The sequence below is a fragment of the Vannielia litorea genome, assembly GCF_900142295.1.
Taxonomy (GTDB): Bacteria; Pseudomonadota; Alphaproteobacteria; order Rhodobacterales; family Rhodobacteraceae; genus Vannielia; species Vannielia litorea.
The window spans coordinates 1975025-1995186 of record NZ_FSRL01000001.1 but is presented as its reverse complement, the minus strand read 5'-3'; the positions used below and the strand labels follow the sequence as shown (position 1 = coordinate 1995186).

Annotated in this window: 17 protein-coding genes; 9 read left to right on the top strand and 8 right to left on the bottom strand. The window is 69.4% G+C overall.

Annotation, left to right across the window (positions count from 1 at the left end):
• Positions 1–119: 119 nt before the first annotated feature.
• Positions 120–1775, top strand: coding sequence for a thiamine pyrophosphate-binding protein (locus BUR94_RS09890; protein ID WP_074256085.1), 1656 nt, complete (start codon positions 120–122; stop codon positions 1773–1775).
• Positions 1775–3418: a long-chain-fatty-acid--CoA ligase gene (locus tag BUR94_RS09885; RefSeq protein WP_074256084.1), complete on the top strand. Its 1644-nt coding sequence runs from the start codon at positions 1775–1777 to the stop codon at positions 3416–3418. Before BUR94_RS09890 ends, BUR94_RS09885 begins: the two co-directional genes overlap by 1 nt.
• Here the strand turns inward: BUR94_RS09885 and BUR94_RS09880 are convergent.
• The 8 genes from BUR94_RS09880 to BUR94_RS09845 form a co-directional block, all read right to left on the bottom strand.
• A complete protein-coding gene (locus BUR94_RS09880) occupies positions 3415–3822 on the bottom strand; it encodes a phage tail protein (RefSeq protein ID WP_074256083.1) in 408 nt (135 codons plus the stop codon). The genes BUR94_RS09885 and BUR94_RS09880 overlap by 4 nt on opposite strands.
• A 40-nt stretch (positions 3823–3862) precedes the next feature.
• Complete coding sequence (locus tag BUR94_RS09875; protein WP_074256082.1) at positions 3863–5239, bottom strand: FGGY-family carbohydrate kinase; 1377 nt, start codon at positions 5237–5239, stop codon at positions 3863–3865.
• A gap of 7 nt (positions 5240–5246) precedes the next feature.
• Entirely contained in the window at positions 5247–5564 is a 318-nt protein-coding gene (gene rhaM / locus BUR94_RS09870; RefSeq protein WP_074256081.1) for an L-rhamnose mutarotase, read from the bottom strand.
• Positions 5561–6550, bottom strand: a complete 990-nt coding sequence (locus BUR94_RS09865; RefSeq protein ID WP_074256080.1) for an ABC transporter permease — start codon at positions 6548–6550, stop codon at positions 5561–5563. The genes rhaM and BUR94_RS09865 overlap by 4 nt, the downstream gene beginning before the upstream one ends.
• A complete protein-coding gene (locus BUR94_RS09860) occupies positions 6547–7527 on the bottom strand; it encodes an ABC transporter permease (RefSeq protein ID WP_074256079.1) in 981 nt (326 codons plus the stop codon). Before BUR94_RS09860 ends, BUR94_RS09865 begins: the two co-directional genes overlap by 4 nt.
• Positions 7524–9056, bottom strand: a complete 1533-nt coding sequence (locus BUR94_RS09855; protein ID WP_074256078.1) for a sugar ABC transporter ATP-binding protein — start codon at positions 9054–9056, stop codon at positions 7524–7526. Before BUR94_RS09855 ends, BUR94_RS09860 begins: the two co-directional genes overlap by 4 nt.
• A 95-nt stretch (positions 9057–9151) precedes the next feature.
• Positions 9152–10150 (bottom strand): rhamnose ABC transporter substrate-binding protein, encoded by a 999-nt coding sequence (gene rhaS / locus BUR94_RS09850; protein WP_074256077.1) that lies wholly within the window; start codon positions 10148–10150, stop codon positions 9152–9154.
• Positions 10151–10194: 44 nt separating this feature from the next.
• Complete coding sequence (locus tag BUR94_RS09845) at positions 10195–10995, bottom strand: DeoR/GlpR family DNA-binding transcription regulator (protein ID WP_084192978.1); 801 nt, start codon at positions 10993–10995, stop codon at positions 10195–10197.
• Positions 10996–11183: 188 nt separating this feature from the next.
• Here BUR94_RS09845 and BUR94_RS09840 point away from each other — a divergent pair, with 188 nt between their 5' ends.
• The 7 genes from BUR94_RS09840 to BUR94_RS09810 all read left to right on the top strand — a co-directional run bounded on the left by BUR94_RS09840 (position 11184) and on the right by BUR94_RS09810 (position 20138).
• On the top strand, positions 11184–13283 hold the full coding sequence (locus tag BUR94_RS09840) for a bifunctional rhamnulose-1-phosphate aldolase/short-chain dehydrogenase (protein WP_074256075.1): 2100 nt from the start codon (positions 11184–11186) through the stop codon (positions 13281–13283).
• Between the two features lie 53 nt (positions 13284–13336).
• Positions 13337–14611: an L-rhamnose catabolism isomerase gene (gene rhaI / locus BUR94_RS09835; RefSeq protein WP_074256074.1), complete on the top strand. Its 1275-nt coding sequence runs from the start codon at positions 13337–13339 to the stop codon at positions 14609–14611.
• Positions 14612–14813: 202 nt separating this feature from the next.
• Positions 14814–15767 carry a galactofuranose ABC transporter, galactofuranose-binding protein YtfQ gene (gene ytfQ, locus BUR94_RS09830; RefSeq protein ID WP_074256073.1) on the top strand — a complete coding sequence of 318 codons (954 nt, stop codon included), beginning with the start codon at positions 14814–14816 and terminating at the stop codon, positions 15765–15767.
• Between the two features lie 104 nt (positions 15768–15871).
• A complete protein-coding gene (locus tag BUR94_RS09825; RefSeq protein ID WP_074256072.1) occupies positions 15872–17380 on the top strand; it encodes a sugar ABC transporter ATP-binding protein in 1509 nt (502 codons plus the stop codon).
• Positions 17381–18430, top strand: a complete 1050-nt coding sequence (locus tag BUR94_RS09820; RefSeq protein WP_074256071.1) for an ABC transporter permease — start codon at positions 17381–17383, stop codon at positions 18428–18430.
• On the top strand, positions 18427–19419 hold the full coding sequence (gene yjfF / locus BUR94_RS09815; protein WP_217694044.1) for a galactofuranose ABC transporter, permease protein YjfF: 993 nt from the start codon (positions 18427–18429) through the stop codon (positions 19417–19419). The genes BUR94_RS09820 and yjfF overlap by 4 nt, the downstream gene beginning before the upstream one ends.
• Complete coding sequence (locus BUR94_RS09810) at positions 19416–20138, top strand: FadR/GntR family transcriptional regulator (RefSeq protein WP_074256070.1); 723 nt, start codon at positions 19416–19418, stop codon at positions 20136–20138. Before yjfF ends, BUR94_RS09810 begins: the two co-directional genes overlap by 4 nt.
• Positions 20139–20162 lie beyond the last annotated feature (24 nt).

Here is a 20162-nt window from a genome sequence, read left to right as displayed (position 1 = left end):
CTCCTCCTCCCGCACTCTGCGCCTCCGCGCGGCCGGTTTGCTCTGCGGAATTGCGTTTCGCAGAGTGAGCATCTATCACCATGGGACGTCGGTCAAGACGCAAGGGGAGGAGATGCATCATGGCTCGAGCCGCCGACCTTCTGGTCGATTGTCTCAAGGCGCAGGGGGCCGACAGGCTGTTCTGCGTGCCGGGTGAAAGCTACCTTGCGCTGCTCGATGCGCTGCACGGCCAGAACGCGATCGACGTGGTGGTCTGCCGCCACGAGGGCGGGGCAGGGATGGCGGCGGTGGCCGATGCCAAGCTCACCGGAAAGCCCGGCCTCATGGCCTGCTCGCGCGGCCCCGGCGCGATGAACGCCGCCATCGCCCTGCATCTCGCGGAGCAGGACGCCGTTCCGCTGGTGGTGCTGATCGGCCAGGTCGCCCGCCACGAGCGCGGCCGCGGCGCGTTTCAGGAGATGGACTACGCCCGCGTCTTCGGCAGCTTCGCCAAGCACGTCGAGGAGGTCACCGACGCCAACCGCCTCCCCGAAGCCCTCGCGCGCGCATGGCTCGCCGCGCAATCCGGCACCCCCGGCCCGGCGGTGCTCGCCCTGCCCGAAGACATGCTGACCGACGAGGCCACCGCTCCCGTCCTCGCCGCCGCCCCGGTGCCCGTGCCCGGACCCTCGGCAAAGGTCATCGCGCGCGCCGCCGAGATGCTGTCGCGCGCCGAACGCCCCCTCATCATCGCCGGCGGCGGCTTTGCCCCGCTCGAGCGCCGCGCCGCGCTCAAGGCGCTGGCCGAAGCGCAGGGGATCCCGGTGGCAACCACCTTCAAGCACCAGGAAGTGTTCGACAATTCCTCGCCCCTCCATGCCGGCAACCTCGGCTTCAAGGTGCCGCCCGCGCTGTGGAAGACCCTGGCCGAGGCCGACCTGATCCTCGCTCTGGGCACCCGCCTGGGCGATGTGCCGACCCAGGGCTACCGCATCCCCAGGGCACCCGAACCCGCCCAGCCGCTGATCCACGTCTGGCCCGACCCGGCTGTGCTGACCCGGCTCTACCGCCCCGCGCTCGCCGTGCCCGCAGAGCCCTCCGCCTTCGCCGCTGCCCTCGCCGGGGCCGCGCCCAAGGCCCCCGACCGCAGCGCCTGGGCCGCCCGCTGCAACGCTGCCGCGCGCGCGCTGAAGCCCGCGCCGCAGCCCCGCGACGACGGGCTCGACTTCGGCCTCGTCGCCGCCGAACTGGCCTGCCAGGCGCCGCGCGACACCATCGTCACCACCGATGCCGGCAACTTCTCCGGCTGGGTCCACCAGTACTGGCCCTGGGATGGCACCCAGCTCGCCGTCGGTGCGGTCGGCGGGGCCATGGGCCTCGGCATCCCCGGTGCCGTCGCCGCCGCGCTCCGCTTCCCCGGCCGCTGCGTGCTGGGCTTCGCGGGCGACGGCGGCGCGATGATGACCGGCGCCGAGCTGGCCGTGGCCCGCGCAAAGGGCGCCGCGCCCAGGATCGTCATCGCCGACAACGGCACCTATGGCACCATCCGCCTGCACCAGGAGCGCGACTACCCCGAGCGGATCTCCGGCACCGACCTCGCCAACCCCGACTTCGCCGCCTGGGGCGCGAGCTTCGGGGCAGGGGCCTTCCGGCTGGCTCCGGGCGATGACATCGCCGCCACCGTGCAGGCCTTCCTGGCCCACGAGGGCGCGGCGGTGCTGGCGGTCAAAACCTCCGCCGAGGCGATCTCCGCCTATGTCACCGTCACCCAGCTCCGCGAGCGGAACCGCAGCTGATGGCCCCCTTCACCCGCCACCTCTCCAGCTGGCCGAAGGGGGTGCCCCTGCACCTCGACATCCCCGCCCGCTCCATCGCGCAAAACCTCGCGCTCTCCGCCGAGGCTACCCCCGAGGCCCCCGCGATCCGCTACTACGGCCGCGACGTCACCTATGGCGCGCTGGCCGAAGAGGTGGAGGCGCTGGCCGGCTGGCTCCAGGACAGGGGCGTGCAGAAGGGCGACCGCGTGCTGCTCTACATGCAGAACGCCCCCCAGTTCATCGCCGGATACTACGCGGTGCTGAGGGCCGATGCCGTGGTGGTGCCGGTCAACCCGATGAACCGCGCCGCCGAGCTGGCCTATCTCTGCAAGGATACCGGCGCGCGCATCGCGCTGGTCGGGCAGGAGCTTCTGCCCCATCTCGGCGACACGCCGCTCACCCACATCCTCTCGGCCGCCTACGCCGAGCACACCGATCCGGCCTTCCCCTTCCAACTCCCCGAGCCGCTGGGCGCCCCGCCGCAGCCCTCCGACGACCCCCGCGTCACCCAATGGTCCGCCGCCATTGCCGCCGCCCACACCCCCGGCCCGATCACCGCCGCACCCGACGATCTTGCCCTCATCCCCTACAGCTCCGGCACTACCGGCCAGCCCAAGGGCTGCATGCACAGCCACCGCACGGTGATGAGCACCTGCGTCGGCAACACCGTCTGGAACCCCACGCGCGGCAACGGCACCACGCTGGCAAGCCTGCCGCTCTACCACGTCACCGGCATGCAGAACTCGATGAACGCACCCATCCTCAAGGGCGAGCCGATCATCCTGATGACAAGGTGGGACCGCGCCCTCGCCGCCTGGCTGATCGAGCACTACCGCGTCGCCCGCTGGCGCTCGATCACCACCATGGCCATCGACCTCGTCAACGACCCCGACCTCGACAGCTACGACCTGAGCAGCCTGGAGGTGATCGGCGGCGGCGGCGCCTCCATGCCCGAGGCCGTGGCCGCCAGGCTGAAAGACATCACCGGCCTCGACTACATCGAAGGCTACGGCATGACCGAAACCATGGCGCCCAGCCACATCAACCCGCTCGACGCTCCCCGCCGCCAATGCCTCGGCATCCCCATCTTCGACGTCGACAGCCGCGTGATCGACCCCGAAACCGGGCGCGAGCTCGGCCCCGACGAGCCGGGCGAGATCATCATGCACGGGCCGCAAAACTTTCTCGGCTACTGGAACCGCCCCGAGGAGACTGAGGCCGCCCATATCGAGATCGACGGCAAGCGCTTCGTCCGCTCCGGCGACATCGGCCGCTACGACGAGAGCGGCTTTTTCTACATCGTCGACCGGGTCAAGCGCATGGTCTCCGTCTCCGGGCTGAAAGTCTGGCCGACCGAGGTGGAAGGCCTCATGCACGCCCACCCGCAGATCACCGAATGCTGCATCATCGGCTTGCCGGACCCCCGCACCGGCGAGCGGGTGCGCGCCTACATCGTGCCCAAGGGCGAGGTGACGGCGGAAGAGATCACCACATGGTGCCGCGCCAACATGGCCGCCTACAAGGTGCCCAAGGAAATCGTCTTCGTCGAGGCTCTGCCGCGCTCGCCCTCCGGCAAGGTGCAATGGCGCGAGCTGACGGAGGCAGCGCAGGCCGAGCCCTAGGGCCGAACCCTTTCCACCTTGTCGATCCCGAGCGTCATCCGCTCGACCGGCAGGGCCTCCGCCTGCCGCACGCCCGCCTGCCAGCCCGAGACCCAGGCCCCTCCCAGCCGCCAGCGCGCCGCCTCGTCCCGATCCGTGCCGAAGAGCAGCAGATCCAGCGCGCGCGGGCTGACCTCGCCCCGCAGGCAGGCCTCGATCCAGTCGATGAACCCCGGCGCCCCGATCACGCCCCGCGACAGCGTGAGCGGCCTCAGGCGCAGCCCCCCGGGCATATGGCGCAGGCCGCTGCCGCTGCGGTGGCTTAAGGTTTCCGGCGGCGCCTCCAGCCCGCTGACCTCGGCAAAGCCGCCCACCGCGAGGCCAGCGGCCTCGAGCCGAAAGGGCATTGTCAGGGCCTCCGTCATGCGCCGCATCCTGCGCGTGCCTGCCCCGTCGGGCAAGGGGTCAGCCCGCCGCCACCGCCGCCCGCCAGGCCGCCGCATGGGCCGCAAGGGCCGCGTCGCCGCGCCGGTCCACCACCCGGCCCGCCGCCGGGGCCGGGGCCTCCCGCGCGGCCAGCAAGGCGCAGCCCTGGCTGGTGCCGGTGCTGCCCTCCGAGGCCGCCACCGTCTCGCCGGTGGCCGCCGAAAGCAGGTCGAGATAGGCCCCGTTGCGGGCAAAGGGCCCCTCCACCACCACCGGGCCGCGATGTCCGGTGAGGGCGAGGCACTCGGCGGTCATCATCGCCAGGTAGTGCGCCACCACCGCGCTGCGCGTCGGCGCGCCCATCGGCGGCTCGCCGCCCCGCCAGGCCGCCTCCCGGCCCCGGAACGGCCCGCTGCCCGGCACCACCGAGGGCAGCAGCATCACGCCCGCGTCCACCACCTCCGCCACGGCGCCCGTGTCCGCATCCGGCGCCGCACCGCCCAGCATCAGGTCGTGCTCGCGCCCGCCCATGAACCGCGCCGAGGGCACCGGCTGGCCGAAGGCGCTCACGTTCACCAGCGTGTCCCGCGCCGGGTCGAGCGCAGGGAGCGGCGCGCCCGCGCCGGGCAGGGTCATCACCACCACCCAGGTTCCGGTCGAGACCACCGAAAACGGCGGCGTGCGGCGCATCAGATGCGGCAGGAGCGAGGCGTTGCTGTCGTGGATGCCGCAATGCACCGGCGTGCCGGGGGCCAGCCCGGTGGCGCGGGCCACCTCCGCCGTCACCGGCCCCAGCACCTCCGCCGCCCGGCGGAGCGGGGCGAGCTTGCCCGCGATCCCGAGCCGGTCCACCAGCGCCGAGGGGCGGCCGGCGCGGGGTTCCCAGAGGTCGGTGTGGCAGCCCAGCGAGGTCGCCTCGGTCGCCGCGACCCCGGTCAGGCGACCGGCCCAGTATTGCGGGTAGGTCACGATCCTGGCGACCCGCGCCCCGAGGCCTGCGTCCTGCGCGAACATCCAGTGCAGCTGCGCGCCCGCGTTGAGCCCGAGCCCCAGCCTTGGCGAGCCGGTCGCCTCGAAGCCGGGCCGCAGCGCGTCGTACTCCGCCGCCAGGGCCTCCGGCCCGTCGTGCTCGTAGTCGAGCATCGGCGCGGCCAGCCCGCCCTCGGCGTCGAGCAGCACCAGCGAGGCGCCATGGGTGGTGATGCTCACCGCATCCACCCCGTGCCGCACCCGGAACCCGGCCAGCCCCGCGAGGATGAAGTCCCAGTGCCCGTCGAGGTCGAAATGCGGCCAGGGCGGGCCGGGGCGCACCCGGTTCGGCCGCGTCAGCACCTCCAGCTCGCGCAGGCTGCCCAGGTCGACCAGCGCCAGCTTGGCGTTGGTCTTGCCGATGTCGATGACGGCGATCCGGTTCACGGCGCGCTCATGGCAGGTGAAACACGCACTCCAGCGGCACCGCCACCGGCGCGTTGTCGGGCCGCGTCTCCATGATGTCGGCCATATGCGCCCACCAGCGCTGCATGACCGGATGAGCGGGAAGGGCCTCCATGCCGTGATCGTCCTCGCGCCAGAGCACCCCGAAGAGCACGCCGCTCTCGCGGTCGAGGTGGATCGAGTAATCGCTGATCCCGGCCTGCTTCAGCAGCGTCACCAGCTCCGGCCAGATCTCGTCATGCCGGCGCCGGTACTCGGCCTCGCAGCCGGGGTTGAGCTGCATCCTGAAGGCGTATTTCTCGCTCATGCCGTCCGCCTCCGCCACATCGCCCAGAGCCGGGGCAGGGCGATCACCCCGATCAGCAGCGCGCCGATGAAGATGCTCATCACGATCCCCGGCACGTTCAGCAGCCCCAGCCCGAAGGTGACCAGCCCCATCACGAAGGCCGCGATCACCACGCCGGGAATGGTGCCCGATCCGCCCAGGATGTTCACGCCCCCCAGCACCACCATCGTCACCACCTCCAGCTCCCAGCCCGAGGCGATGGTGGGCCGCGTCGAGCCCAGCCGCGACGTCAGGCACACGGCGGCGACACCCGCCATCAGGCCCGTGAGCAGGAACAGGATGAACTTCACCCGCGCCACCCGGATGCCCGAGAACAGCGCCGCCGTGGGGTTGTTGCCGATGGCAAAGACCGTCCGCCCGAAGCTGGTGGCATGGAGCAGCACGCCGTAGATCACCGCAAGTACCGCAAAGAGCACCAGCTCGAAGCTGATCACCCAGCCCACGTAGCCCTGCCCGAAGAACGAAAAGCCCTCCGGGTAGCCGCGATATGCCTTGTCGCCCAGCACGATGTAGCTGATGCCCCGAAACAGGCTCATCGTGCCGATGGTCACCACGATCGAGGGCAGCCCGAGCCCGGTAACGAGCGCGCCGTTGAAGGCGCCGCAGGCCAGGCCCACGCCGAGCCCGATCAGCACCAGCCCGGCCGGGCCCACGCCCACCTGCACGGCGGCCCCCATGGCCGTCGAGGCCACCGCGATGATCGAGGCCACCGACAGGTCGATCTCGCCCGAGATGATCAGCAGCGCCATGGCAAAGGCGATCATCGCCTTCTCGGTGAAGTTGAAGGTGGCGTCGCTCAGGTTCCAGGCGTTGAGAAAATAGGGCGAGGCAAGGCTGTTGGCGATGAAGATCGCCACCGCGACGGCCAGCAGCAGAACCTCCCAGCTCTTCATCACCCGCACCGCCCGGCTTTCCAGCCGGTCGGGCAGCACGCGCATCTCGGTCATTGGGTGCCCTCCGCCCGCTTCAGGATGATCCGCCCCTTCGCCCGGCCCTGCCGCGCGTTGAAGGCCACCGCCACGATGATCGCCGCGCCCGAGATCGCCTGCTGCCAGAAGGGCGAGATGTTCACCACCGGCAGGGCGTTCTTGACGATGCCGAGAAAGAGCGCGCCCAGGATCGTGCCCACCAGCGTGCCCGAGCCGCCCGCGATCGAGATGCCCCCGATCACGCAGGCCGCCACCACCTCCAGCTCGAAACCGCCCGCGATGTCGACATAAGCCACCGCGTAGCGCGCGACCCAGAGGTAGCCGGTCAGCCCGGCCAGCGCACCCGAGAGCACGAAGGCGGCAAACTGGGTGCGGCCCACGTCGATGCCGGTGTAGACCGCCGCCGCCGGGTTGCCGCCCACGGCATAAAACGCCCGCCCCAGCCCGGTGCGCGCGATCATCACCAGGAACAGCCCCGCCACAGCCAGGGCGATCCAGCTCAGCACCGGCAGGCCCAGGATCACCGCACGCGGAAAGCCGGTGAAGGCGGCGCTCATCTCGTGGGCGTTCACCCAGGCCCCGTTCGAGAGCACGAAGATGAGCCCGCGAAAGATCGTCATCGTGCCCAACGTGACCACGATCGGCGGGATCGAGAGCTTCCACACGAGCAGCCCGTTGACCGCCCCCATCAACGCGCCGAGCCCCAGCGCGACCACCAGGATCACCCCCACCGGCAGGCCGGGCAGGGCCACGTTGAGCATGGCGCAGACCATGCCGGTGAGGGCGAGGTTGGCGGCCACCGAGAGGTCGATGCAGCGGGTCAGGATCACCACCGTCTGCCCCAGCGCCAGCAGGATCAGCGGCGCGGTGTCGTTGAACACCCGCGCCAGGTTGGCCGGCGTCACGAAGGCCGGAAACCGGCTGGCGATCAGCGCCAGCAGCGCGATCAGCACCGCCACCAGCAGCGCCTCGCGCGATTTCAACAGGCCGATCATGTCCCGATCCCCGCCGCATGGCGCACCAGCACCTCGGGGGTGAGATCGTCGCCCGCAAGCTCCGCCCGGATCAGCCCCTCGCGCATCACGATCACCCGGTCCGACATGCCCAGCACCTCCGGGATCTCCGAGCTGACCATGATCACCGCCAGCCCCTGTGCCGCCAGCTCCGCCATGAAGCCGTGCACGGCGGCCTTGGAGCCGATGTCGATGCCCTTGGTCGGCTCGTCGAGGATGATCACCCGGGGCCGCGTCGCCAGCCACTTGGCGATCACCACCTTCTGCTGGTTGCCGCCCGAGAGGTTGCCCACGTCCTGGTCGAGGGCTGCGGCCCGCAGGTCGAGTCGCCGGGTGTAGTCGCGGGCGAGGGCAAACTCCTCCGCCGGCCGCAGAAAGCCCCGGCGCGAGGTGGTGCCGAGCGAGGGCAGGGTGACGTTCTGGAAGATCGGCAACCCGGTCACCGCGCCCTGCCGGCCCCGGTCCTCGGGCACATAGACGATCCCCGCCGCGATGGCCTCCGCCGGCGAGCGCACCACCTTCACCCGCCCGTCCATCTGCATCACGCCCTTCGAGGGGCGGGTGATGCCGAACAGCGCCTGCATCACCTCCGAGCGCCCGGCGCCCACGAGGCCGTAGAAGCCGAGGATCTCGCCGCGATGCAGGTTGAAGGTGATCTCGGAGAACTCGGTGGGGTGCGAATAGCCCACCACCTTCAGCACCTCCTCGCCGACCTCGTGGCGCCGGTCGGGAAAGATCTGGTCCACCGAACGGCCCACCATCATCTGCACCAGCCCGGCCTCGTCGACCTCCTCCATCCGCCCCGCGCCCACGTGGCGGCCATCGCGGAACACGCACCAGCGGTCGGCGATGCGGAAGATCTCGTCGAACTTGTGCGAGATGAAGAGAATGGCCTTGCCCTCGGCCTTCAGCCGCTCGACCAGCTCGTAGAGCTCCTCGATCTCCTTGTGGCTCAGCGAGGCGGTGGGCTCGTCCATCACCACCACGCGGGCCTCGGCGCTCAGCGCGCGGGCGATGGCGACAAGATGCTTGGAGGCGATCCCGAGCTCCTTCAGCGGCAGGCCCGGGTCGATGTCGGCCCCGATGCGTCGCAGGATCTCGCCGGCCCTGGCGCGCATCGCCTTGCGGTCCACCAGCCCGAACCGTCCGCGCGGGGCATGGCCGATGAAGATGTTCTCGGCCACGCTCAACTCGTCGAAGAGCACCGTCTCCTGGTGGATCGCGGTGATGCCCGCCTGGGTCGCATCCTGCGCGGAGGCAAACTCCACCGGCGTGCCATCGAGCCGGATCTCGCCGCCGTCGGGGGTGTAGATGCCGGTAAGCACCTTGACGATGGTGCTCTTGCCCGCGCCGTTCTCGCCGATGAGCGCCGTCACCTCGCCCGGGTAGAGCTCGAGCGACACCCCGTCGAGCGCCCGCACCCCCGGAAACAGCTTGGTGATCCCCTCCAGCGCGAGCACCGGCAGGGCGGGCTCGGGGTCGGGGACGCGCTGGGCATGGCTGTTCGGCATGAGATATCCGGCAGGGCAAGAGGATGGTCGGTGACGGGTCTTTGCCCGTGGTGGCCCGGCACGCTGCACGCGCGCCGGGCCAAGGCATGCGACGGTCAGAAGATGCTCTTGAACTCGTCGATGTTGCTGGCGTCGTAGACGAAGGGATCGGCCATCGCGCCCTCGCTGTTGTCGTCCAGCGTCAGCGTGCCCATCCGGCCCATCGGGATCTCGGCGCCGGGGCCGGCCTCGGCCGCATCGGTGGCCAGCTGGTAGCTGAGATAGGCCGCCGAGTAGCCCAGGTCGATCGGGTTCCAGATCGCAAAGGACTTGCTGGCCCCGCTCTCGATCGCGCCCGCCATCTCCGAGGGCAGGCCGAGGCCGGTCACGTTGACCTGGCCGATCTTGCCCGCATCGGCCACGGCCTGCGCCGCGGCGACGATGCCCACACTGGTCGGCGCGATGATCGCGTCGAGGTCGGGGTAGCTCTGCATCAGGCCCTGCGCCTCGCGGTAGCTCTTGTCGGCCAGGTCATCGCCATAGACGGTGCCCACCACCTCGATGCCGGGGTAGTTGGGCAGCACCTTTTCCATCTCGGCAATCCAGGTGTTCTGGTTGGTCGAGGTAGTGGTGGCGCTCAGAACCGCCACCTTGCCGCCCTCGGGCAGCTGGTCGGCGGCGAGCTTGATGATCATGTTGCCGATCAGCGGGTTGGACGAGGGGTTGAGATGCAGCTCGCGCCCTTCCGGGGCCACGCCGCTGTCCCAGGAGATCACGGTGATCCCGCGGTCCATCGCCTTCTTCAACGCCGGGGCAACCGCGTCGGGGTCGTTGGCCGAGATCGCGATGGCATCCACGTTCTGCGCGATCAGCGCGTTGATCACCTCGATCTGGCCCTCGGCGGTGGTGTCGGTCGGGCCGGTGTAGATGATCTCCACGTTGCCCAACTCCGCCGCCGCCTCCTCGGCACCCTTGGCCGCCGCCTCGAAGAAGCCGATGCCGAGCGCCTTCACCACCAGCGCGATGCGCACGTTGTCCTGCGCGCTCGCCGCGCCGCCCGCCATCATCAGCGCCGCCACAGCGGCCCCTCCGAACAGTCTCCGTGTCAGTTTCATGTCAGTTCCTCCCAGGTTGTGTCGTCGTTGTGGCGCGGCCGTTCTCAGGCCGAGCCGGTTTCCGCCGCGGCACTGGCCTGCGCCACGATCAGCCGTATGTCCGCCGCCTCCAGCATCGAGGCGGTGCGGTCCGAAATTCCCTCGTCGGTGATCAGCACGTCGATCCGCTCCAGCGGGCAGAGCACCAGGCTCGAGCGGTTGGCAAACTTGCTGCTGTCGACCAGCACCACCAGCTCCTCCGCCCGGCCGATCAGCTTTTCCTCGGCCTGGATCAGCAGCGGATCGGCCTCCATCAGGCCCAGCGGCCCGATCCCCTGGGCGCCCATGAACATCCGGCGGGCATAGAAGTTGCGGGTGAGGTCGCCGTCGAAGGGGCTGAGGATGATGTTCTGCTCGCGGTAGAGCGCGCCGCCCGGCACCATCACCGTGTTCTTGGAATGCTTCAGCAGATGCTCCGCGATGGGAAAGCTGTTGGTCAGCACCTGCACCCGGCGCGACGCCAGCGGATGCACCATCTGAAAGGTGGTGGTGCCGCCGTTGATGATGACCGGCTCGCCCTCCTCGCAGAGCGCCACCGCTTCGCGGGCGATCGCCTGCTTCTGGGCGATGTTCATCGTCTGGTTCACCGAGTAGGGCCGCCCCGCGAGGCCGGGCAGGGGCGAGGGGCCCACCGCCTCGGCGCCGCCGCGCACCCGGCGCAGCCGCTTGGCCATGTGCAGCGTGGCAATGTCGCGCCGGATCGTCGCCTCCGACGAGCCGGTCAGCGCGACCAGTTCGCTCACCGTCGCCACCGGCCGGTCCTGGACCGCCGACAGTATGACCCGGTGACGCTCCTTCTCGTGCATCGCTGATCCTCCCTGATGCTCCACGCTTGGCCGATTCTCGCGTCTAGTCAATCATAAACTTTCAAAAGCAATCACGCTGCACCGCAGAATGATTGATAATGACTGAAGTTGGTTGACTTGGGCCGATGAAAGCCGCAGCCTTGCCTCGAGTGACGCGCGCCGCAGGGCCGCAACCTGGGGAGGACACCATGCTCAACCGCGCTGAAAACCGGCTTGAAAACCTGTGGGATGACACCCGCGCCTCCGCCATGTCCGAGCCAGAGAAGCTGCTCTACCGCTCCAACCTCCTGGGCTCCGACAAGCGAATCACCAACTACGGCGGCGGCAACACCTCGGCCAAGGACACCGAACGCGATCCGCTCACCGGCGCGCCGGTCGAGGTGCTCTGGGTCAAGGGCTCCGGCGGCGACGTGGGCTCGATCCGGATGGACGGCTTCGCCACCCTCTACATGGACAAGCTGCGCGCCCTGAAAGGGGTCTACCGCGGGCCCGGGCATGAAGACGAGATGGTGGGCTACCTGCCGCACTGCACCTTCAACCTCAACCCCCGCGCCGCCTCCATCGACACGCCGCTGCACGCCTATGTGCCGCGCCGCCACGTCGACCACATGCACCCCGACGCGATCATCGCCATCGCCGCCGCCAAGGACAGCCGCGCCCTGACCCGCGAGATCTTCGGCGACAGCATCGGCTGGCTGCCCTGGAGACGCCCGGGCTACGAGTTGGGCCTCTGGCTCGAGAAATTCTGCGCCGAGAACCCCGAGGCCAAGGGCGTCGTGCTCGAAAGCCACGGCCTCTTCACCTGGGATGACGACGCCAAGGCCTGCTACGAGCTGACGCTCGAGGTGATCCAGACCGCGATGGACTGGTTCGCCGAGCGCACCGCCGGCACCCCCGCCTTCGGCGGCGCCCGCCATGAAAGCCTCGCGCCCGAGGCCCGCCGCGCCGTGGCGGCCCGGCTGATGCCCGCGATCCGCGGCTTCGTCTCCGGCAACCAGCACATGGTCGGCCATTTCGACGACAGCGATGCCGTGCTGGAGTTCGTCAACGCGCAGCAGATGGAGCCGCTCGCCGCGCTGGGCACCTCCTGCCCCGACCACTTCCTGCGCACCAAGATCCGGCCGCTGGTGATCGACTTCGATCCCGCCCGGGGCAATCTCGACGAGGTGCTGCAAGGCCTGCCGCAGCAGGTCGCCGCCTACCGCGACGACTACGCCGCCTATTACGCCCGCTGCAAGCACCACGACAGCCCGGCCCTGCGCGACCCCAACGCCGTTGTCTACCTGGTGCCCGGCGTCGGCATGATCACCTTCGCCCGCGACAAGGCGACCGCGCGCATCTCGGCCGAGTTCTACGTCAACGCCATCAACGTCATGCGCGGGGCCTCCGCCGTGAGCACCTACCAGGGCCTGCCGGAGCAGGAGGCCTTCGACATCGAATACTGGCTGCTCGAGGAGGCCAAGCTGCAACGGATGCCGCGCCCCAGGTCGCTTGCCGGGCGGGTCGCGCTGGTGACCGGCGGGGCAGGGGGCATCGGCTCGGCCACGGCGGCCCGCTACCTCGCCGAGGGGGCCTGCGTGATGCTGGCCGACATCGACGCCGAGGCGCTCGCCGGCACCGCCGAGGCCCTGGCCGCCCGCCACGGGGCCGATGCGGTGCGCCGCGTGGTGATGAATGTGACCAGCGAGGAGGCCGTCACCGCCGCCTTCGCCGAGCTGGCGGTGGAATACGGTGGCGTCGACATCCTGGTGAGCAACGCCGGAATCGCCAGCTCCGCGCCCGTCGAGGAAACCTCCCTCGCGCTCTGGCAGAAGAACATGGATATCCTCTCCACCGGCTACTTCCTCGTCAGCCGCGAGGCCTTCCGGCTGTTCCGCGCGCAGGAGATGGGCGGCAGCGTGGTCTTCGTGGCCTCCAAGAACGGCCTCGCCGCCAGCCCCAACGCCTCCGCCTACTGCACCGCCAAGGCCTCCGAGATCCACCTCGCCCGCTGCCTCGCGCTCGAAGGCGCCGAGGCCGGGATCCGGGTCAACGTGGTCAACCCCGATGCGGTGCTGCGCGGCTCCAGGATCTGGCAGGGCGAATGGCTCGACCAGCGCGCCGCCACATATGGCACCGACAAGGAGGGGCTGGAGGAGATGTATCGCAACCGCTCCCTGCTCAAGCGCTCCGTGCTGCCCGAGGATATCGCCGAGGCCGCCTATTTCCTGGCCTCCGACGCCTCGGCCAAATCCACCGGCAACATCCTCAACGTGGACGCAGGCAACAAGGAAGCCTTCACCCGCTGACCGCGCCAAACCCGCACGGCGCGCCGCCCGCTGCGCCACCCTGGGAGGACCCCATGATCGACCCCACCACCATCGAGGCCCAGAACGCGGCCCGCGCTGCCGACCTCGCCGCCGATTACGAAGCGCTGGGCGCCCGGCTCGCCCGCCGCGGCCTCTCGATCGACGCCATCAAGGCAAAGGTCGCTGCCTATCACGTCGCCGTGCCCTCCTGGGGCGTGGGGACGGGCGGCACCCGCTTTGCCCGCTTTCCCGGCCCCGGCGAGCCGCGCGGCATCTTCGACAAGCTCGACGACTGCGCCGTGATCCACCAGCTCACCCGTGCCACGCCCACCGTTTCGCTTCACATCCCCTGGGACAAGGCGCCCGCCGCCGATCTCGTCGCCAAGGCCGGGCAGACCGGCCTCGCCTTCGACGCGATGAACTCCAACACCTTCCAGGACAGCCCCGGTCAGTCGCTCTCCTACAAGCACGGCTCGCTCTCCAACCCCTCCGCCGAGATCCGCGCCCAGGCCGTGGCCCACAACATCGAGTGCATCGAGATCGGCCGGGCCATCGGCTCGCGCGCCCTCACCGTCTGGGTCGGCGACGGCTCCAACTTTCCGGGCCAGACCGACCTGTCGCGCCAGTTCGACCGCTACCTCTGCGCCATGGCCGAGATCTACGCCGCCCTGCCGGACGACTGGCGCCTCTTCACCGAGCACAAGATCTTCGAGCCCGCCTTCTACTCCACCGTGGTGCAGGACTGGGGCACCAACCTGATGATCGCGCAGGAGCTGGGGCCCAAGGCCCATTGCCTTGTCGATCTCGGCCACCACGCGCCCACCGTGAACATCGAGATGATCGTGGCCCGGCTCATCCGCGCGGGCCGTCTCGGCGGCTTCCACTTCAACGACAGCAAATATGGCGATGACGACCTCGACACCGGCGCCATCGACCCGTTCCGCCTCTTTCTGGTGTTCAACGAACTGGTCGAGGCCGAGGGCCGTCCCGGCTTCGACCCGGCCCACATGCTCGACCAGAGCCACAACGTGACCGACCCGATCGAGAGCCTGATGCTGTCGGCCTCCGACGTGCGCCGCGCCTATGCCCAGGCCCTGCTGGTCGACCGCGAGAGCCTGCGCGGCCACCAGGACGCGGGCGATGCGCTGATGGCCGCCCAGTGCCTGCGCGAGGCCTTCCGCACCGATGTGGAGCCGATCCTCGCCATGGCCCGCAGCGAGGCCGGCGGGGCGATCGACCCGCTCGCCACCTACCGCGCCTCGGGGTACCGCGCACAGGTCGCCGCCGAGCGGCCCGCGGTCTCCGGCGCAGGCGGCGGAATCGTCTGACCGCCCCGCGCCTGCCGCTCTACCCACTGGCCGCGCATCCCCTTGCGCGGCCTTTTTTCTGCATGATCCTCTTCTCGCAACCACCTGACAATATTCGACAAAACCCAAGAACTCACGGTGCCGTGACAAACCCCATTGCCAAAAATAATAAAGTAATACTTAATTGATCCCACGAACGAGAAACGTTCCATGGGAGGAAATCATGAACGTCAAAGCCACGCTCCTTGCGAGCGCGATCACCCTTGCGCCCTTCGCTGCCATGGGCGCCGATCTGACCGTCGGCTTCAGCCAGATCGGCTCCGAGTCCGGCTGGCGCGCCGCCGAAACCACCGTGACCCGGCAGGAAGCCGAGAAGCGCGGAATCGACCTCAAGTTCGCCGATGCCCAGCAGAAGCAGGAAAACCAGATCAAGGCGATCCGCGGCTTCATCGCCCAGGGCGTCGATGCCATCCTGCTCGCCCCCGTGGTCGCCACCGGCTGGGACGAGGTGCTTGAAGAGGCCGCCGATGCCGAGATCCCCGTGGTCCTGCTCGACCGCACCGTGGATGCCTCCGACGAGCTCTACCTCACCGCCGTCACCTCCGACCTCGTGCACGAGGGCCGGGTGGCCGGGCAGTGGCTGGCCGAAGAGATGGCGGGCCAACCCTGCCGCATCGTCGAGCTGCAGGGCACCACCGGCTCCTCGCCCGCGATCGACCGCAAGAAGGGCTTCGAAGAGGGCATCGCCGGGGCCGAGGGTCTCGAGATCGTCCGTAGCCAGACCGGCGACTTCACCCGCAGCCAGGGCAAGGTGGTGATGGAGAGCTTCCTCAAGGCCGAGGGCGGCGAGAACATCTGCGCGCTCTACGCCCACAACGACGACATGGCCGTGGGCGCGATCCAGGCGATCAAGGAAGCGGGCCTCAAACCCGGCGAAGACATCAGGATCGTCGCCATCGACGCGGTGCCCGATGCCCACCTCGCGATCGCCAACGGCGAGATGAACGCCACCATCGAGCTGACGCCCAACATGGCCGGCCCCGCACTCGACGCGCTCGAGGCCTATCTCGCCGACGGCACGATGCCCGCAAAGTGGATCCAGACCGAGAGCAAGCTCTACACCGCCGCCGATGACAACCAGGCGGTCTACGAAGAGAAAAAGGGCCTCGGCTACTGACGGCCTTCCCCGGGCCGGAGCCTCTGCCCCGGCCCGTTCTCTCCCTGCCTGCCCGCTGCTAGGGTGGCGCGGGGAGGGGAAAATCCATGAGACACAGGCGCAAGATGACCGACCAGCCCCCGCTGCTGCACGCCAGCGGCATCTCCAAGTTCTTTCCCGGCGCGGTGGCGCTCGACGAGGTGGAGCTCAAGCTCTACGCGGGCGAGGTGCACGCGCTCCTGGGCGAGAACGGGGCGGGCAAGTCCACCCTGATCAAGTGCCTCACCGGCGCCTACCGCCGCGACGGCGGGGTGATCCGGCTTGCCGGGGCCGAGGTCGACCCGAGGAGCACCGCCGAGGCGCAGGGCCTGGGCATCGGCACCGTCTACCAGGAGGTCAACCTGCTGCCCAACCTGACCGTGGCCGAGAACCTCTTCCTGGGCCACGAGCCCACCCGCTTCGGGCTGGTCGACCGCCGCGCGATGACCCGCGAGGCCCGCGCGGTGCTGGAGGGCTACGGGCTCCACATCGACCCGGGCGAGCCGCTCACCAGCTTCTCCGTCGCCGTGCAGCAGGTGGTCGCCATCGCCCGCGCCGTCGCGCTCTCGGGCAGGGTGCTCATCCTCGACGAGCCCACCGCCTCGCTCGACCGCGACGAGGTGGAGCTGCTGTTCGGGGTGATCCGCCAGTTGAAGGAGGGCGGCCTGGCGATTGTTTTCATTACCCATTTCCTGGATCAGGTCTTCGAGATATCCGACCGCGCCACCGTGCTGCGCAATGGCCGCGTGGTGGGTGAGCGCCTGCTCGCGGAGGTTTCCCGGCACGACATCATCACCCTCATGCTCGGCCGTCAGCTTGAGGCCCGCGTGGCCGAGCGCAAGGGCGGCGCGCCGGGCGAATTGCTCCTGCAGGTGAACGACCTCGCCAAGCGCGGCATGATCGAGCCCTTCTCGCTGAACCTGCACCGGGGCGAGGTGGTGGGCCTCGCCGGTCTCCTCGGCTCGGGCCGGACAGAGACCGCCAACCTTCTCTTCGGCGCGGTGCAGGCCGACCAGGGGCGCATCCTGCTCAAGGGCCGCGAGGCCCGCATCACCAGCCCGCGCGAGGCCATCGCCCATCGCTTCGCCCTCTGCCCCGAAGACCGCAAGTCCCAGGGCATCGTCGGCGACCTCTCGGTGCGCGACAACATCCTCCTCGCCCTCCAGGCTCGCCAGGGCTGGATGCGCCCCATCCCCCGCAGCAAGGTGAACGAAATCGCCGAACACTATGTAAAGGCTCTCGATATCCGCCTCGCCTCGCTCGACATGCCGATCCGCCTGCTCTCGGGCGGCAACCAGCAGAAGGCGCTGCTCGCCCGCTGGCTCGCAACCGAACCCGAAGTCTTCATCCTCGACGAGCCCACCCGCGGCATCGACGTGGGTGCCCACGCCGAGATCATCGCCCTGATCGAAAAGCTGCGCGAGAACGGCATGGCCCTGCTCGTCGCCTCCTCCGAGCTGGAGGAACTCGTCGCCTATTCCACCCGCGTCGTCGTGCTGCGCGACCGGCGGCAACTGCGCGAACTGACGGGCGCCGAAATCACCGCCGAAAACATCGTCCACGCCATCGCCGACGAGCAGCAGGGGGCCGCCTGAATGTCTGCCTCCACGCCTTCGCTCCTCAAGCGGATCACGCCCCAGCTGATGATCCTGGCCGTTGTACTCGGCCTCAACCTCCTGGTCTTCCCCGATTTCCTCGATGTCTCCTTCCGCAACGGCCGGATCTTCGGCAACCTCGTCGATGTCTTCAACCGCGGTGCCCCTGTGGCGCTGCTCTGCATCGGCATGACCCTGGTCATCGCCACCCGCGGCATCGACCTTTCGGTGGGCGCGGTCATGGCCATCGCCGGGGCCACCGCCGCCAGTCTCGTCACAGAGGGCCACGGCTGGGGCACAGCGCTCATCGGCGCGCTCGCCACCGGCGCGCTCTGCGGCCTCTGGAACGGGCTTCTGGTCGCGGTCCTGCGCATCCAGCCCATCGTCGCCACCCTGGTGCTGATGGTCGCCGGGCGCGGCATCGCACAGCTCATCACCGAGGGCACGATCCTCACCTTCAACAACGAGGGCCTGATCCGCCTGGGCGCGGGCACCGTGCTCGGCATCCCCACGCCCATCGTCCTCTGGCTCGGCCTCGGCACGCTGGCCACGCTGGCCGTCCGCCGCACCGCGCTCGGCATGCTGATCGAGGCCATCGGCGTCAACGAGGCCAGCTCGCGCCTCGCCGGCATCAACTCCCGCGTGCTGCTGATCTGCGTCTACCTCGCCTCGGGCCTCTGCGCCGCCCTCGCCGGCGTGATCGTCGCCGCCGACATCAAGGGGGCCGATGCCAACAACGCCGGCCTCTGGCTCGAGCTCGATGCCATCCTCGCCGTGGTCATCGGCGGCAACTCCCTGCTCGGCGGGCGCTTCTCCATCGTCGCCTCGCTGCTCGGGGCGCTCATCATCCAGTCGGTCAACTCGGTCATCCTGCTCTCGGGCATGCCGCCCGAGTTCAACCTCGTCATCAAGGCCCTGCTGATCCTGGCGATCCTGGTGATCCAGTCGCCGAAGATCGGCCACCTCATCTACATGCTCCGCGCCTCCGGCCCCGAGAGCCTGCCCGAGAGACAGCGGCCCTCCACGACCCCCAGGGAGGATGCCCCGTGATCCGCTCAACCCACCTGCCGCTGATGGTCACGCTCGCCACCTTCGTGCTGGCCTATGCCCTCTGCGCATCGCAGTATCCGGCCATGCTCTCCACCCGCGTGGTCGCCAACCTGCTGACCGACAACGCCTTTCTCGGTATCGTCGCCGTGGGGATGACCTTCGTGATCCTCTCGGGCGGCATCGACCTCTCGGTGGGCTCCGTCATCGCCTTCACCGGCGTCTTCCTCGCCGTCATCCTGCGCGACACCTCGATCCATCCGCTCGCCGCCTTCGCGCTGGTGCTGGCGCTCACAACCGGCTTCGGCGCAGCCATGGGCGCCACCATCCACTACCTCGAGATGCCCCCCTTCATCGTCACGCTGGCGGGCATGTTCCTCGCCCGTGGCGCGGCCTATGTGCTCTCCACCGAGAGCGTGCCGATCACCCACGCGTTCTACGACACCCTGCAAGACATCTTCTGGAAAGCCCCCGGCGGCGGGCGCTTCCGGCTCATCGGCGGGCTGATGCTGCTCACCTTCATCGCGGGCGCACTGGTGGCCCACCGCACCCGCTTCGGGCAGAACGTCTATGCCCTCGGCGGCGGGGCGCAGACGGCCCGGCTCATGGGCGTGCCGCTCGCCTCCACCACCGTCGGCATCTATGCCATCTCCGGCGGCCTCGCCGGGCTCGCGGGCATCACCTTCTCGCTCTACACCTCCGCCGGATACAGCCTCGCCACCGTCGGCGTCGAACTCGACGCCATCGCCGCCGTGGTGATCGGCGGCACGCTGCTCTCCGGCGGCTACGGCTTCGTGGCGGGCACCTTCTTCGGCATCCTCATCATGGGGCTGATCCAGACCTATATCGTCTTTGACGGGACACTCTCGAGCTGGTGGACTAAGATCGTCATCGGCGCGCTGCTCTTCGCATTCATCCTGCTTCAGAAAGGCCTCACTTGGGCGACGACCACCCGACGAAAAAGAGCGACTGGCTCCGCACAGCCATCATGACGATCGTTGCCTCGGGCTCGCCCTCCGCGCGGGCCTCGAACCACACGCATTTCGTGGTGGACCAGATGGGGCGTGCCATCGTGGCCGGGGAGTATCCGCCCGACACGATGATCCCGCTCGACCCGGACCTCTGCGAGATGTTCGACGTGTCGCGCACCGTGGTCCGCGAAGCCAAGAAGACCCTCGCAGCCAAGGGCATGATCGCCTCCAAGGCCAAGGTCGGCACCCATGTGCGCCCCTCCGACGAGTGGAACATGTTCGACGAGGACGTGCTGCGCTGGCACACTTCGGTCAAGTCGCCGGGCCGGTTCTACGACGAGCTCTTCGAGATCCGCCTGATCTTCGAGCCCGCCGCCGCCGCCTCTGCCGCCCGCCGCGCCAACGAGGTCGACTGCGACAGGCTCTTCGCCCTCTGCGACAGCCTCGCAAGCGCCGCCAGCCGCGCCGATTTCGCCGTGGCTGACTACGAGTTTCACCACCATGTGCTGAAACTCTCGGGCAACCGCTTCCTGCAGTCCCTGGGCGACATGGTGCAGACGGCGCTCTACTCGCTCTTCCTGATCGAGACCGGCGAGAAGTTCCAGGAGGTCAAGGCCGAGGTGGCCCAGAACCACCGCGCCATCGCCCGCGCCATTGCCTCGGGCCTCCCCGAGGCCGCCCATACCGCCATGCTGAAGGTCATCACCGAGGGCCACGACCGCACCCGCGCCACCGCCTGAGCGGCTCATCCGCCCTTCGAGGTG

Coding starts and splice junctions, on each gene's coding strand:
- rhaI (WP_074256074.1), top strand. CDS start 13,337: ATGATCGACCCCACCACCATCGAGGCCCAGAACGCGGCCCGCGCTGCC.
- rhaS (WP_074256077.1), bottom strand. CDS start 10,150: ATGAAACTGACACGGAGACTGTTCGGAGGGGCCGCTGTGGCGGCGCTG.
- BUR94_RS09825 (WP_074256072.1), top strand. CDS start 15,872: ATGACCGACCAGCCCCCGCTGCTGCACGCCAGCGGCATCTCCAAGTTC.
- BUR94_RS09840 (WP_074256075.1), top strand. CDS start 11,184: ATGCTCAACCGCGCTGAAAACCGGCTTGAAAACCTGTGGGATGACACC.
- BUR94_RS09890 (WP_074256085.1), top strand. CDS start 120: ATGGCTCGAGCCGCCGACCTTCTGGTCGATTGTCTCAAGGCGCAGGGG.
- BUR94_RS09845 (WP_084192978.1), bottom strand. CDS start 10,995: ATGCACGAGAAGGAGCGTCACCGGGTCATACTGTCGGCGGTCCAGGAC.
- rhaM (WP_074256081.1), bottom strand. CDS start 5,564: ATGAGCGAGAAATACGCCTTCAGGATGCAGCTCAACCCCGGCTGCGAG.
- BUR94_RS09880 (WP_074256083.1), bottom strand. CDS start 3,822: ATGACGGAGGCCCTGACAATGCCCTTTCGGCTCGAGGCCGCTGGCCTC.
- BUR94_RS09885 (WP_074256084.1), top strand. CDS start 1,775: ATGGCCCCCTTCACCCGCCACCTCTCCAGCTGGCCGAAGGGGGTGCCC.
- BUR94_RS09860 (WP_074256079.1), bottom strand. CDS start 7,527: ATGATCGGCCTGTTGAAATCGCGCGAGGCGCTGCTGGTGGCGGTGCTG.
- BUR94_RS09855 (WP_074256078.1), bottom strand. CDS start 9,056: ATGCCGAACAGCCATGCCCAGCGCGTCCCCGACCCCGAGCCCGCCCTG.
- BUR94_RS09865 (WP_074256080.1), bottom strand. CDS start 6,550: ATGACCGAGATGCGCGTGCTGCCCGACCGGCTGGAAAGCCGGGCGGTG.
- BUR94_RS09810 (WP_074256070.1), top strand. CDS start 19,416: ATGACGATCGTTGCCTCGGGCTCGCCCTCCGCGCGGGCCTCGAACCAC.
- BUR94_RS09820 (WP_074256071.1), top strand. CDS start 17,381: ATGTCTGCCTCCACGCCTTCGCTCCTCAAGCGGATCACGCCCCAGCTG.
- ytfQ (WP_074256073.1), top strand. CDS start 14,814: ATGAACGTCAAAGCCACGCTCCTTGCGAGCGCGATCACCCTTGCGCCC.